The sequence below is a fragment of the Vibrio artabrorum genome (genome assembly GCF_024347295.1).
Taxonomy (GTDB): Bacteria; Pseudomonadota; Gammaproteobacteria; order Enterobacterales; family Vibrionaceae; genus Vibrio; species Vibrio artabrorum.
Map to the genome: position 1 here is coordinate 2,242,657 of NZ_AP025458.1, position 15,453 is coordinate 2,258,109.

The 15,453-nt window shown below is 45.1% G+C and carries 12 protein-coding genes; all 12 read right to left on the reverse strand.

Going from position 1 to position 15,453, the window contains the following annotated elements:
• Positions 1–2 precede the first annotated feature (2 nt).
• The 12 genes from accA to OCU36_RS10065 all read right to left on the reverse strand — a co-directional run bounded on the left by accA (position 3) and on the right by OCU36_RS10065 (position 15,453).
• Complete coding sequence (accA, locus tag OCU36_RS10010; RefSeq protein WP_261837872.1) at positions 3–962, reverse strand: acetyl-CoA carboxylase carboxyl transferase subunit alpha; 960 nt, start codon at positions 960–962, stop codon at positions 3–5.
• A 45-nt stretch (positions 963–1,007) separates the two neighbouring features.
• Positions 1,008–4,487 carry a DNA polymerase III subunit alpha gene (dnaE, locus tag OCU36_RS10015; RefSeq protein ID WP_261837873.1) on the reverse strand — a complete coding sequence of 1,160 codons (3,480 nt, stop codon included), beginning with the start codon at positions 4,485–4,487 and terminating at the stop codon, positions 1,008–1,010.
• A gap of 177 nt (positions 4,488–4,664) precedes the next feature.
• Positions 4,665–5,285 carry a ribonuclease HII gene (gene rnhB, locus OCU36_RS10020; RefSeq protein ID WP_261837874.1) on the reverse strand — a complete coding sequence of 207 codons (621 nt, stop codon included), beginning with the start codon at positions 5,283–5,285 and terminating at the stop codon, positions 4,665–4,667.
• A 33-nt stretch (positions 5,286–5,318) separates the two neighbouring features.
• Positions 5,319–6,515 (reverse strand): lipid-A-disaccharide synthase, encoded by a 1,197-nt coding sequence (gene lpxB / locus OCU36_RS10025; protein ID WP_261837875.1) that lies wholly within the window; start codon positions 6,513–6,515, stop codon positions 5,319–5,321.
• Between the two features lie 123 nt (positions 6,516–6,638).
• Complete coding sequence (gene lpxA, locus OCU36_RS10030; RefSeq protein WP_261837876.1) at positions 6,639–7,427, reverse strand: acyl-ACP--UDP-N-acetylglucosamine O-acyltransferase; 789 nt, start codon at positions 7,425–7,427, stop codon at positions 6,639–6,641.
• A 1-nt stretch (position 7,428) separates the two neighbouring features.
• Entirely contained in the window at positions 7,429–7,881 is a 453-nt protein-coding gene (gene fabZ / locus OCU36_RS10035) for a 3-hydroxyacyl-ACP dehydratase FabZ (RefSeq protein ID WP_261837877.1), read from the reverse strand.
• A 93-nt stretch (positions 7,882–7,974) separates the two neighbouring features.
• Positions 7,975–9,006, reverse strand: coding sequence for a UDP-3-O-(3-hydroxymyristoyl)glucosamine N-acyltransferase (gene lpxD / locus OCU36_RS10040; RefSeq protein ID WP_261837878.1), 1,032 nt, complete (start codon positions 9,004–9,006; stop codon positions 7,975–7,977).
• Positions 9,007–9,011: 5 nt separating this feature from the next.
• A complete protein-coding gene (locus OCU36_RS10045; protein ID WP_261839724.1) occupies positions 9,012–9,512 on the reverse strand; it encodes an OmpH family outer membrane protein in 501 nt (166 codons plus the stop codon).
• A 27-nt stretch (positions 9,513–9,539) separates the two neighbouring features.
• Positions 9,540–11,945, reverse strand: coding sequence for an outer membrane protein assembly factor BamA (gene bamA / locus OCU36_RS10050; RefSeq protein WP_261837879.1), 2,406 nt, complete (start codon positions 11,943–11,945; stop codon positions 9,540–9,542).
• Between the two features lie 48 nt (positions 11,946–11,993).
• The gene (rseP, locus tag OCU36_RS10055; RefSeq protein ID WP_261837880.1) at positions 11,994–13,352 is read right to left on the reverse strand and encodes a sigma E protease regulator RseP; all 1,359 of its coding nucleotides are present in this window, start codon (positions 13,350–13,352) and stop codon (positions 11,994–11,996) included.
• Positions 13,349–14,557, reverse strand: a complete 1,209-nt coding sequence (gene ispC / locus OCU36_RS10060; RefSeq protein ID WP_261837881.1) for a 1-deoxy-D-xylulose-5-phosphate reductoisomerase — start codon at positions 14,555–14,557, stop codon at positions 13,349–13,351. The genes rseP and ispC overlap by 4 nt, the downstream gene beginning before the upstream one ends.
• A gap of 53 nt (positions 14,558–14,610) precedes the next feature.
• On the reverse strand, positions 14,611–15,453 hold the full coding sequence (locus OCU36_RS10065) for a phosphatidate cytidylyltransferase (RefSeq protein WP_261837882.1): 843 nt from the start codon (positions 15,451–15,453) through the stop codon (positions 14,611–14,613).

Genomic DNA, 15,453 nt, shown 5'->3' on the forward strand with positions numbered 1-15,453 from the left:
GATCAGCAGTAACCGTAACTCATTAGACGCTGATAACGACGCTCAAGAAGAGCATCGTTGTCAAACTGCTCTAACTCTTCTAGCTGTTTAACGAGCATATCTTTCATGTTCTGAGCGGTTTGTACTGGATCGCGGTGTGCGCCACCTAGCGGCTCCGGAATGATTTCATCGATAAGCTCAAGCTCTTTAAGACGAGGAGCGACTAGACCCATCGCTTCAGCAGCTTGCGGTGCTTTATCTGAATCACGCCAAAGGATTGAAGCACAACCTTCAGGAGAAATAACTGAGTACGTAGAGTACTGAAGCATATTCACATAGTCACCAACACCGATCGCTAGTGCACCACCAGAACCACCTTCACCAACAACGTTACAGATCACAGGAACTGAAAGGCCAGCCATCACTTTTAAGTTTTTAGCAATCGCTTCAGATTGACCACGTTCTTCAGCACCCACACCTGGGTATGCACCCGCCGTATCGATGAAAGTAATGATTGGCATGTTGAAACGCTCAGCGGTTTCCATTAAGCGTAACGCCTTACGGTAACCTTCAGGCTTTGGCATCCCAAAGTTACGGAGCACTTTCTCTTTCGTCTCGCGACCTTTCTGATGACCAATAACCATAACAGGGCGGCCATTTAGACGAGCCATACCACCCACAATAGCTTTATCATCCGCGTAAGCACGATCGCCCGCCATCTCTTCAAACTCGGTGAAGGCATGCTCCAGGTAATCTTTGGTGTAAGGACGTTGAGGATGACGAGCAAGTTGAGCTACCTGCCATGCACCTAGGTCACTAAAGATTTTCTGTTTAAGCTCTAAGCTTTTTTTCTCTAGTTGTTCGATTTCTTTGTCTAGATCTACCGCAGCGTCACCACCGTGACGAGAAACGTCACGTAGCGCTTCGATTTTTGCTTCAAGTTCAGCGATAGGCTTTTCAAATTCTAGAAAGTTCAGGCTCATCTATGAATCCTTGTTTATTCAGCTCCGCATTTGCGTAGCTAAATTTTAGTTAAATTCGAGTTCTACTTGGCTATTTCCAAGCAGCTGTTTTAATTCATCGAGTAATGTATCACTTGGCGTTACGCGCCATTCTGTGCCCAATGTTAACCGCGCTCTAGCGTCGGCACGCTGGTAGTATACATTGACTGGGACCGTTCCGGCTCTATAAGGTTCTATGATTTGACTAAAGCGTTCAAAAAATTGACCATTAATTTGGGATTGTTCGATGGATATCGATACCCCACGAGCATATTTTTCACGGGCGCTTCCTAAGTCCATGACCTCGCGCGCGGACATTTTAAGCCCACCATTGAAATCATCAAAGCTGACCTGTCCAGAAACGACCACTATTTTGTCTTTTTCAAGCAATTCGGCATAGCGATCGAGTGCATCTGAGAACAACATCACTTCCATACGACCCGATCGGTCGTCGAGGGTCATCAAACCAATTCGTGTTCCGCGCTTAGTCGTCATCACTCTGGCAGCAATGACCAAGCCTGCAATCGTTAATGACTGATCGCGACGCGTTGGTGTGGCATCTTTTAAACGACAGCTGGTGTATTTTGCCAATTCATTAATATAAGCATTAATCGGGTGACCCGTTAAATACAAGCCCAGCGTTTCACGTTCCCCTTCAAGCCAAACCTTTTCCAGCCACTTGGGCACTTGGGTGTATTTATGTTCAACCTCTTCCGGAGCGTCAGTCAACACACCAAACATATCCGATTGGCCGAAAGATTCAGCATGGTGATGTTGGCTCGCCGCCTTAACCGCATCTTTCAATGAGGCCATCATCGCTGCTCGGTGAGGGCCTAATCTATCTAAAGCTCCGGACAGAATCAACTTTTCGATAACACGCTTGTTCACTTTTTTCAGATCAAGTCGCGCACAGAAGTCGAACAAGTCTTTAAAGTAGCCGCCTTTATTTCGCGCTTCAATGATCGCTTCAATGGGCCCTTCGCCGACCCCTTTGATGGCTCCGATACCATAAACAATCGCGCCATCTTCATCCACATTAAAGCGGTATAAACCAGAATTAATATCAGGAGGCAGCAATTTAAGCTTCATGCGGAAACATTCATCAACAAGGCCAATAACCTTTTCGGTGTTATCCATATCTGCGGTCATTACTGCTGCCATAAACTCCGCAGGGTAGTGAGTTTTCAGCCACAGCGTTTGATAAGAAACCAGTGCGTAGGCCGCCGAGTGAGATTTGTTAAAACCGTAGCCCGCAAACTTCTCTACCAAGTCAAAGATCTTCATGGACAGTTCGCCATCAACACCATTGGCTTCAGCACCTTCTTTGAAGGTACCGCGCTGTTTTGCCATCTCTTCTGGCTTTTTCTTACCCATCGCACGACGCAACATATCCGCTCCGCCAAGCGTATACCCTGCAAGGATCTGAGCGATTTGCATTACCTGCTCTTGATACAGGATGATGCCATACGTCGGTTCTAGCGTCTCTTTAAGCGATTCGTGCTGCCACGTTTCATCAGGGTAAGATACCGCCTCTCTTCCGTGCTTACGGTCGATAAAGTTATCTACCATGCCTGATTGCAGAGGGCCCGGACGGAACAAGGCTACCAATGCGATAATATCTTCAAAACAGTCTGGTTGGAGACGTTTGATCAAGTCTTTCATACCGCGTGATTCCAATTGGAATACTGCGGTCGTTTCAGAGTTTTGTAATAAATTAAACGACGCTTGATCGTCCAGAGGAATCGATTCAATCCGAACCGGCGGTTTGCCCTCTTTTGCCAAACGCGGGTTGACTAAGCCTAGCGCCCAGTCAATGATCGTCAGGGTACGCAGCCCCAAGAAGTCAAACTTAACCAAGCCAGCGGTTTCTACATCATTCTTGTCGAATTGCGTGACCGGAAAGTTGCCTTCTGCATCAGCATAAATTGGCGCAAAATCGGTGATCGTGGTCGGTGAGATAACAACGCCACCCGCATGTTTACCGGCGTTGCGAGTACAGCCTTCTAGAATTCGACATTTATCAATCAGCTCACGGACTTCTTCATCGCCATCGTAAAGCTCTTGCAATGCAGGCTCGGCAAGGAACGCTTTTTCTAGTGTCATACCCGGATCGGGCGGTACCAGCTTAGAAATACGATCAACAAAGCCAAATGGGTGACCTAACACACGCCCTACGTCGCGAATAACCGCTTTTGCCGCCATGGTACCAAAAGTGATGATCTGAGAAACGGCATCACGACCGTACATCTCCGCAACGTGATCAATGACTTGGTCACGTTTATCCATACAAAAGTCGATATCGAAATCGGGCATGGATACACGTTCTGGGTTCAAGAAACGCTCGAAAAGTAGATCATATTCAAGTGGGTCAAGATCGGTGATATCCAATGCGTATGCCACTAATGAACCCGCACCAGAACCACGCCCTGGGCCTACTGGCACATCGTTATCTTTGGACCACTGGATGAACTCCATGACGATCAAGAAGTAACCGGGGAACCCCATGTTATTGATAACTTCTAGCTCGATTTTCAGGCGCTCATCGTATTCAGGTCGGCGTTCAGCGCGAACTTTCTCATCCGGGAATAGAAACGCCAAACGACGCTCAAGCCCTTCTTCTGATTTTTTAATCAAATAGTCTTCGATCGCCAGACCTTCGGTTGGGAAGTTAGGCAAGAAGTATTCACCCAAACGAACGGTTACATTACAACGCTTGGCGATCTCAACACTGTTTTCCAGAGCCTCAGGGATGTCAGAGAACAACTCACACATCTCTTCTTCACTGCGCAGATACTGTTGAGGGCTGTAATTTTTCGGTCGACGCGGATCGACCATCGTGAAACCGTCGTGAATCGCCACTCGGATCTCATGAGCATCGAAAAGATCTTCGGTTAGGAAAACTACTTCATTGGTTGCGACAACAGGCAGATCTTGCTGCTCAGCAAGCTCTAACGCGAAGTGGAGATAAGACTCTTCATCAGGACGACCCGTGCGAATCAGCTCTAAATAAAAACGATCTGGAAAGTGTGTTTTGTAAAACTCAACACTATTGGCAACCAACTCACGGTTGCCTTTCAGCAACGCCTTACCCACCTCACCTTCTTTGGCACCCGACAGAATAATCAGACCGTCTGCATTCTCAATTAGCCACTCTTTATCAATAACAGGCTGATGTTGAACATGGCCACGAAGGTAAGCCTTTGAAATCAATAATGTTAGATTGTTGTAACCTTTATTGTCCATTGCGAGAACAGTGAGCTTAGTCAACTCGTCACCGAATTCTGGAGACTGCATCAAGAAGTCAGCACCAATGATTGGTTTAATCCCGCAGCCATGGGCATTACCGTAAAACTTCACCAAGCCGCATAGGTTAGTAAAGTCGGTCAGTGCTAAAGCGGGCATACCCATCTCTGCAACTTTTTTAACTAATGGCGGTACCTTGGACAGGCCATCGACCATTGAAAAGTCACTGTGTACGCGGAGGTGAACAAATTTTGGATCTGACATTATTTTTCCTGAGTTCTAGACCTAAGCCTAGGATTACAACTGGATGTATTCTATTTTTTTCTACCGCAACTAAGCAACTTTATTCGCGACCTCGCTTCAATCACCATGATATTCTAATCAGTATGAAGCCGATTTCGATAGGACGCTCTAACCCTATTAAGTTGTCATCGATACGCTTTAATCGATACCTAATATACGTTTCACGGGTTTGAAACTTTTGCGGTAATGCTCGGTTACGCCGTGTTTTTCAATCGCTTCGAAATGTGCTTTGGTTGGGTAACCTTTATGTTGAGCGAAACCAAACTCTGGATGAAGTTTATCAAGCTCTTCCATCTCTTGGTCACGAACGACTTTTGCGATAATAGACGCCGCACTGATTTCAGCCACTCGCAAGTCCCCCTTCACAATCGCAAGACCATCCATCGGCAGTTCTGGGACACGGTTTCCATCTATCAACGCCATATCAGGTTGAACGCTCAAACCTGCGATAGCTCGCTGCATTGCCACCATGGTCGCTTGAAGAATATTTAGCTCATCTATCTCTTGAGGAGAACAACGGCCAACCGACCAAGCCAGTGCTTTCTCTTTGATTTCAGGAAGCAGTGCTAGGCGCTTCTTCTCTGACAGCTTTTTTGAATCGTTTAAGCCTTCAATTGGCTTCTTCGGATCGAGGATAACCGCAGCCGTCACAACATCACCAACCAAAGGACCACGTCCGACTTCATCCACGCCCGCAAACAGCTGGTATCCCTGAGGGTACTCAAAAGGAGGAAGCTCTTTTTTCTCTTTTACTGCCATAACTCATCTCTTCATGTTCGGTAAGTAAGCGCTTTATGCTTCAACAAAAGGTCGGCCAATCAATTTCAACACCGCGTTAGCCGCCTGTTTATCAGCATCTTTACGGATCCAGTGATGCATCTCGGTAAAGCGTGCGATCAAGGCACTGTTATCGGCTGATAGCATTTTATCGACAGACGGGAACAAAAAGTCTGGGTGACACTCTTCAAGAATATGCTCTTTCACGATCTCTTCACCCGCGAGGATATTCGGTAGCGACACAAATTCTGTGATCGACAATTTCTTCACGATATAGCCAGTGAGCTTATTGACCTTGTAGCCGACGACCATCGGACGCTTAAGTAACATACATTCAAGCGCCACGGTACCTGAAGCCAAAAGCACAGAATCAGCCGCGGTAATCACATTGGTTGCCGTATCTTCAACTAACGTGAATTCAAGCTCAGGAGCCGTCGATTGCCAGATCTCGATAAACTGTTTTTTTCGCTGTTCATTGACCAGCGCAACAACAAAGTTGATATCAGGGTACTTCTGCTTAACACGCTGGCAAGTTTCGATAAAGGGTTGAGCAATCAAACCCATCTCACCACCACGACTGCCCGGTAATACGGCGAGCCAAGGCTTATCTTGGTCTAAGCCCAGCCGTTCTCGAGCGTCTCGTTTACTCGGTTCCAAAGGCAATGCATCTGCTAACGTGTGACCAACAAACTCACAAGCAACGTTATATTTATCGTAGAACGCTTTTTCGAACGGCAAGAAAGCCAAGACCAAGTCGGTTGCCTTGTCGATTTTAAAGATACGCTTTGGACGCCAAGCCCATACGGAAGGGCTCACGTAATGCACCGTTTTAATGCCTGCTTTTTTGAGATCCAATTCAAGTCTTAGATTGAAGTCAGGCGCATCGATACCGACAAACACATCGGGTGGGTTTTGAGTGAAATGCTTAACCAGCTCTGCTTTTACTTTTAACAAGCGAGGTAAACGGCCAAGCACTTCAACTAAGCCCATCACGGCCAACTCTTCCATTTCGAAAAGAGACTCACAACCCAGCGCTTTCATTTTCGGGCCGCCAATGCCAACGAACTCAGCATTCGGGTATTGTGATTTGATCGCTTTGATAAAGCCTTCACCCAGCGTATCGCCTGACAGTTCTCCAACAACAATACCCACACGCAGTGGTTCATTCGAAACAAAGTTCGAGCTATTGGTTTGTGTATCTTGCTGTGCCATAGTTTTTCCTTGTTGCTTAAAGCAAAAAAGATCGCCTAATAAGTAGCGATCTTTTTGTTATACCATTCTGACGAAATAATTATTGCCATACTCACGTTGATTGGTACATAACCACATCAAGTATTAACGAATAATACCGCGTTCAGAGCTCTCTAGCATTTCTAGCATAAGGGCTATCGAAGTAAACTCTTTCGCCATTTCAACTAAAGCTGCTTTCGCTTCTTCAAGTGTTTTACCTGAACGGTATAACTCTTTGTACGCTTTCTGTAATGCACGAATTTCTGGTTTCTCAAATCCGTTACGCTTCAAGCCTACTAAGTTAAGACCGAATGGAGCAGCATGGTTACCCTGTGCAAGCACGTACGGCAGTACATCTTGAACAACCGCAGAACAGCCACCAATATAAGCGTAAGCACCAATTGAGCAGAATGGGTGAACGGCAGAAAGAGCCATAACACCCGCGTAATCGCCCACCGTTACGTGACCACCAAGAATAGCGTTGTTACCAATGTGAGTGTGGTTACCAACAATAACATCATGCGCTACGTGAGCATTAACACAAAGTAAATTGTCATCACCAATCACAGTGGTTGCTTTGTCTTGTACCGTGCCGCGGTGAATTTGAACAGCTTCACGGATCACGTTGCGATCACCGATCACAACCGTCGTCTCTTCACCGCCGTATTTCTTGTCTTGGTTTTCTTCACCAATAACAGCGTGTGGGAAGATACGGTTTTGTTTGCCAATGGTTGTGTGACCTTTGATCACCACATGCGACATCACTTCGGTGTCGTCACCAATTGTCACGTTACCAGCAATGTAAGTGAAAGGCCCAACCGTCACGTTAGCACCGATAGTGACATCACCTTCGATGACGGCTGCCGGGTGAATTTTCGCTGTTTCATGGATCATATTAAAACTCTCTGCGAGCACATTTAAGTTCAGCCGAACATACAACCACGCCGTCAACTTTTGCAACACCGTTGAACGATGCGATACCACGACGCTCTTTTAAGAATTCAACGTCAATAACCAGTTGGTCACCAGGTACCACCGGCTTACGGAATTTTGCTTTGTCGATACTGGCAAAGTAGTACAGCTCATTACCAGAAGGCGCACCGAAAGATTTGAACGCTAGAAGGCCTGTTGCTTGTGCCATTGCTTCTAAGATCAACACGCCCGGGAATACCGGAAGCTGAGGGAAGTGGCCTGTGAACTGAGGTTCGTTAACAGAGACATTCTTAATTGCGGTCAGTGTTTTTTCTTTTTCAAAGCTAGTCACACGATCAACCATTAAGAATGGGTAGCGATGAGGTAATAGTTCCTGAATTTCAGTAATGTTCATCGTTGTCTGTTCAGTAGTCAAAGTCGTATTCCTGTGTATATTCTTTATTTAATTAAAAGGATTATAAACGAAAAAGACTCGCTGTACGCGAGCCTTTTATTAGAAATGCTGGAATTATGATTCCACGCTCTTCTCGATAAGTTTTTCAACGGACTTCAAACGCTTGTTCATTTCATCAATACGATGAACACGCGCTGCTGTTTTACGCCAATCTTTATTTGGCTGTAAAGGAATACCCGAAGAGTACATGCCTTTCTCAGTGATGCTGCGCATTACCATCCCCATACCGGTGATCGTAACGCCGTCAATGATTTCAATGTGACCATTAATCACACAGCCACCACCAATAATACAGTACTTACCTATCGTTGTGCTGCCAGCCACAGTAGTACCACCCGCAAGGGCTGAACCATATCCGATGTGAACATTGTGAGCAATCTGAAGCTGATTATCTAGGATAACATTGTCTTCAATGATCGTGTCATCTAATGCACCGCGGTCAATGCTGGTACACGCGCCGATTTCGACTCGGTTACCAATGCGAACGGAACCGACTTGCGGAATCTTAACCCATTCGCCTTTCTCGTTCGCATAACCAAAGCCATCAGAACCAATAACCGTGCTTGATTGAATCAAGCATGCTTCACCAATCACAACGTCATGGTAAACACTTACGTTAGCCCATAGCTTAGTACCAGCGCCAACTTTCGCGTTTTTACCAATAAAACAGCCAGCACCGATGATCACATCATCACCCAGTACCACACCAGATTCAATCACAGCATTTGCACCAATGGACACATTTTGCCCAATGGTTGCGTCGCCTGAAATTGAAGCAGAATCAGCAATCTCCGCCGCAGGGGCAGGCGTTGTATCAAGCGCTTGAGCAACTTTAGCAAAAGCCACGTAAGGGTCGCTGACCACAATCACATTGGTTTTACACAGTTCACGCTCACTCTCTTTAACCATAATAGCAGATGCTTTACAGTCACTTAGAAGCTTGCTGTACTTCGTGTTCGAAAGGAACGTAATGCTCCCTTCTTGCGCTTTATCCATAGGAGCAACAACTGAGACAGTGATGGCACCGTCTCCATGTAACTCCCCTCCGGTAATCGTTGCCAATTCGGCTAAAGTCAGGTTCTTCATATAACTTATTTCAGTGATTTAATTACTTGCTCAGAGATGTTGTATTCAGGCTTGCCGTATTGCAGAGCTTGAGTATCAATAATCATGTCGTAGCCTTCTTTCTCTGCAACTTTAGTGACAGCATCTTGAATCACTTTGAATAGTTTTTGCTTCTCTTGTGCTTCACGACGTTGACTGGCTTTTTCTAATGCTTGAGCTTTGATTTTGTACTTACTGTCTAATTGGCCAACTTCAATGCGAAGCTTCTCAACTTCGTCAGGGCCTAGCAGTTCGCCATCACGCTTAAGTTTTTCAATCTTCGTTTTCGCTTCGGCTTGAATGCTCTGCAGCTCGGCCGCTTTATCTTTGAATTCTTCCTGCATTTTTTGAAGAACAACTTCGCGCTGAGGTAGAGCCTGGAATACTTGTGCAGTGTTTACAAAACCCACTTTTTGCGCAGCTTCAGCCGCTGTTGCAAAGAAAGAAGAGCTAAGAACTACAAGGCCTAAACCCGCTGCTTTAATCATATTTTTCAAAATATTGTCCTTTAAATATTAGAAAGTTCTACCAATGGTAAATGTGAAGAATTCCTCATCATCACCTTCGTAAATTTTAACTGGTTTCGCTAAAGAGAAAACCAGTGGGCCCATCGGTGACATCCACTGAAGAGCAGCACCATAAGATGAACGGTAATTGGTTGGATCAGAGTAATCGTAGTAATATTGGCCACCACTATTAGGCCTACCACGATCTACGAATTCTGTATCCCATACACTGGCCATATCAAAGAAGACACTGGTTCGGATCTGACTTCGTACTTCATCTGAAGCAAACGGCGTTGGTACGATTAACTCTATACTAGCCAAAGCCACCGCGTTACCACCAACCGAATCATCGGTTGCAGAGCTGTAGGTAGGGTTATTACCGGAGCTACTGCCGTAAACCGCTTTTGGACCTGCCGAGTTAGAGCCAAAACCACGTAGCGTAGTGAAGCCACCCGCATAGTAGTTTTCATAGAATGGGAACAAGTTGTCGTTACCATCTGTTTTACCGTAACCATTACCATAGCCTAATCGGCCACGCATCAATAGAGTGAACTCATGCTTTTTGGTCAGCGGTATGTAATGTTTTACATCGTACTGCAATTTAAAGTACTTAACATCCGAACCTGGTACTGTCATTTTGGCAAAAGCACGTTGATGGTTCCCCTCTGTTGGGAAGAAACCACGGTTAAGATTATTACGAGTCCACGAGATATTGATATCGAAATCATCCGTTAAGATATTTTCGTTTCCATATTGGTTAATACTTCTCGTGAACTGTTCAACTTGGACATAAGTTGGTACGTTACCGATCTTGTTGTGCGTATAACCAACACCAAACTCGATGCGATTAAGCTCGTCGACTGGGAAACCCCATGTTAGGCTGGTGCCATAACTTTGGTTATTATAATCAACAATACCCGCCTCAGAGGCTTCGAATTCATTATAAAATATCTTCCCACCTAAACTGACACCATCAAGGTTCCAGTATGGGTCACGGTAGTCTAAGCTCAAGTTTTTTTGGTAATCGTTCATCATGGCACTAACGCCAACACGATTACCAGTACCAGCAAAGTTATCTTGTTGCAGACCAACTTGGAAACTAATACCAGATTCCGTGCCGTAGCCGACACCGAAGTTAATACTGCCTGAGTTCGCTTCTTTCACGTTGTAAACCAAATCAACTTGGTCTTCAGTGCCAGGAACTCGTACCGTTTGTACATCTACCGTTTCGAAGTAACCTAAACGGTTAAGACGGCTCTTACCGGTATCAATCGATTTCGAGTTAAGCCAACTGCCTTCCATCTGACGCATCTCACGTCGTAACACTTCATCTTTGGTCGAGTTATTCCCTGTAAAACGAATATCACGAACATAAATACGGCTACCCGCTTCTACGTTGATCACTAATGAAACTTCTTTCGTCTCATCATTAAACTCTGGGATAGTACGAACCTGCGGGTAAGCATAACCGGACTCACCAAGAATTCGTTTTACGTTCTCTTCCAATGATGTCACGGAAGAACCGTTATAAATATCGCCATCCTCAAAAGGTACTAAGGCTGCAAAATCCGCTTCACGCCCTATCAGATCACCACGGAATTTGACCTCTTTAACGGTATAGGCTTCACCTTCATCAAGACCAAGAGTGATATAAACCCCTTTCTTGTCGGGAGAAATCGCTACATGCGTAGAATCAACCTTAAATTTCAGGTAACCACGGTCAAGGTAGTAAGATTTTAGCGCTTCGATATCGCCGGCCAGTACTTGCTTCTGATATTTTTCATCTGCAAGAAAATTCCACCATGCGACATTCGCGTTCAAGTTGAAACGACTCAATAATTCAGCATCAGAAAAAACTTTGTTACCGATAAAGTTAATTTGCTGAATCTTCGCGGATACCCCTTCAGTAAACACAAACTTAAGGTCTGCACGATTACGCGGCAAAGGCGTAACAACGGCTTTTACTGTCGCGTTATATTTACCAACGCTGTAGTAGAAGTCTTCAAGACCTTTCTCGATGTTACTTAAGGTTGTTCGATCAAGCGCTTCCCCTTCACGAACACCAGATGCATCTAGGTTCTGTTGAAGTTGCTCCTCTTTGATCGCCTTGTTACCTGAGAAGGAAATACTGGCAATAGTGGGTCTCTCTTTCACTTGAATAACGAGAACACCTTCATCACGAAGCACTTTAACGTCTTCAAAATTACCTGAAGCATACAGTGCACGAATGATCTCAGAGACATCGCCTTGATCTACTTCGTCGCCAATACGAACTGGCATTTTAAGTAGAGCAGCACCAAGTGCAACACGCTGTAAACCTTCGATTTTAATGTCTTTAACCACAAAGTTTTGTGCTCCATTCGCAGCCACACTGGTGGCTAATAGACTTGCGAACAGAATTTGCTTAATCGCCATACTTATTCTAATTATTCCTTGCTACTACCAATTCCTGTGAGAAACCATTCACAGACGAGTAAAATCATTAAATATTGCCAGAGCCATCAAAGAGAAGAGAATTGCCCCTCCCACTCGGTATCCCATTTCCTGAAATTTTTCAGGGACAGGTTTACGAGTAACAGCTTCAATAGCAAAAAAGAGCAAATGTCCGCCATCAAGCATCGGTAGCGGAACCAAATTAATAATCCCTAAGTTAACACTAATCAGAGCTAAAAAGCCTAAGAAGTAAACCAGACCGTATTCGGCGGTTGTACCGGCACCTTTAGCAATTGAAATCGGGCCACTTAGGTTATTTAAGCCAACATCGCCAACGATGAGCTTTTTAAGCATTGTCAGTGTCAAGTCAATGATTTGACCTGTTTTATCAAATGCTTTCCCTACAGACTCAATTACACCAAATTGTAACTCAAAGCGATAATCTTCTGGCCATTCTGCGACTTCTGGAGCAATACCTGCATAGCCGATTGTCGAACCATCCGAAAGCTCGCGACTTTTCGGTGTCATAACCAATGACTGCTCAGCACCGTTACGCAATACGACAAGATCTATAGATGTCATCGGGTTTGAACGAATAGCCTCAACCACCGACGGCCACTTTTCAATCGACTGCCCATTGATTTCTACAATTTTGTCGCCGGCTTCTAGGCCAGCCGCAGAGGCCGCGCCATTATCAATCACTTGGGCAACGACAGTCGAGATCTCTGGAGAATACGGTTTAAAGCCAAGCGTCGTCATCGCAGATTCAGTTTCTGGGTTAAACGACCAGTCTGAAATATCCAATGTCACCTGTTGTTCAAAGCCAATATCGTCAGGAGAAGAAACCGTTACTGTCATGGATTGGTCACCAATATGTGATATCAAACCCATGTTTACTGATTCCCAATCTGCGGTTTTGATTCCTGAAATAGATTTAAGTTCCATTCCACTTTCAATTCCGGCTTGTGCCACAATAGATTGCGGAATGACTTCACCAATAACAGGCTTAACCGCCGGTACACCAATCAAAAAGACCAACCAATACGCAAAAACGGCAAAGATAAAGTTAAATGCAGGGCCAGCACCGACAATGGCGGTTCGTTTCCACAATGGCTTCTTATCAAAAGCGTACTGTTGTTCATCTTCAGAAAGGTCGTCAACACGCCCATCAAGCATCTTAACGTAGCCGCCTAATGGAATAACAGACAAACTGTATTCCGTGCCATCACGACCCACTTTGCTCCAGATTGATTTACCAAAACCAATCGAGAATTTCTCAACTTTCACACCACAGCGACGCGCAACCCAGAAGTGTCCAAACTCATGAACTGCGACCAGAATGCCAAGCGCTACAATAAAGGAGGCGAAGTTCCATAGAATTCCACTCATGCTAGCTGCTCTTTAATAAATTGGATGGCTATTTGACGAGACATACTATCGAGCTCGAGAAGGCTTTCCAAGCTATCTAAGCCCTCAGAGTTATGTTGTTCACATACTTTTCTCATCACATATTCGTTAATGACAGCAATATCGGTAAATTTCACCCGCTTGGTCAAGAAAGCATCGACGGCAATTTCATTTGCCGCGTTAATGGCAGTGGTTGCGTGCTGACCTAAGTAGCACGCTTCAATCGCGAGTCTTAAACACGGGTAACGAGTCAAATCAGGATCTAAGAACGTCAGCTCACCAATTTTAGTAAAGTCCAACGGCTTAACACCCGCTTCAGTACGCTCAGGGTAAGACATGGTCAAAGCAATAGGGGTCGCCATATCGGGTTCGCCCATTTGAGCAAGCACAGAGCCATCTTTAAATTGGACCATAGAATGAATCACTGACTGAGGGTGAATAATGACTTTTAACTGCTCCTGAGAAGCATTAAATAACCATTTCGCTTCAATGTACTCTAAGCCTTTATTCATCATCGTCGCAGAATCGACAGAGATCTTAGGCCCCATCGACCAGTTGGGGTGCGCAATGGCTCGTTCAGGGGTGACTGATTCGAGTTCAGCAATGTCGGTATAACGGAAAGGGCCACCAGAACCAGTCAAAAGAATATGATTAACACCGTTTTCTTCGAGATCACAACGACCTAGGTTAGTTTGTACATTTTGTGGTAGGCATTGAAAAATAGCATTATGTTCACTGTCGACCGGAAGTAGCTCAGCACCGTATTTTTCTACGGCGTCAATAAACAACTGCCCTGTCATAACCAAAGCTTCTTTGTTTGCAAGCAGGATACGCTTACCCTTTTTAACCGCAGACATAGTAGGAAGTAATCCTGCCGCACCAACAATTGCAGCCATTACGGTGTCCACTTCTTCGAGGGAAGCAACCTGACACACCCCTTCATCTCCAGAAAGTACTTGGATATTAGGGTGTTCCTCAGACAACATTTCAGCGAGCTGGGACGCTGCATTTGGGCAAGCCATCGCAACATAGCTTGGTCGCCACTTTTCAACTAACGCCAGCATCTTTTCAACGTTCGAGCCAGCAGCCAGAGCAATAACCGAATACAGTTCTGGATTTTGCTCAACGACTTTGAGTGTACTCATGCCAATTGAGCCAGTAGCGCCAAGGATAGTTAGATTTCGCATCGAATATGACCGTAGAAATGTAGTAAAGGGCAGCAGAGTTACCACCCTTTTTATTAGAGAGCTAAATAAAGCAGTGCAAAGACAGGGAACGCAGCGGTTAAGCTATCTATTCTATCAAGAATACCACCATGACCTGGGATCAGATTACTGCTGTCTTTGACCCCTGAAGCACGCTTAAACATACTTTCAACAAGGTCACCTAGAACAGAAATCACAACCGTCACGAGGGTAATAACAATCATGTTAAGCGGACTTGTAAATTGAATATCAAACAAGCCAGCAAAGATCCAAGCCACAATCACCGCTGCTATAATACCACCAACAAGACCTTCAATCGTCTTATTAGGGCTTACCGCGGGCGCCATTTTTCGCTTACCAAAGCTCTTGCCTGAAAAATACGCACCACTATCTGCCGCCCATACCAGCAAGCAAACAAACATTACAAGCTTTGCTCCGTGGTAAGGATCCACATCGATACCATTGGCACGCAAAATAACGACACTCCAGAAAAAGGGTAATAGAGTCAAAATACCAAATGCGTGTCGAAGAAGAGAAGAATTTTTCCATGCTGGCATCGACTTAGGGTAAGTCACTGCCATACCACTTGCGATAACCCACCAAACCGCACCAATAATAAGAATGGCGTAGTGAATGCTAGATAAATGATTAAGACTAAAAGCATCAAACGGGATAAAAGCAAAACTGGCAGCACTGACCGCTACCGTTGGAATCAGTGCTAGGTAACGCGATTTACTCTCAACAAACTGAGTCCACTCCCAAAAGCCCAGTAGAGCGATTACCGCTAATGAAAGAATAAATGTGGGAAGTGATAACTCAAAAATGCCTAGAATAACTAGGGGAGCTAAAATCAACGCCGTTATAATTCGTTGTTTCAA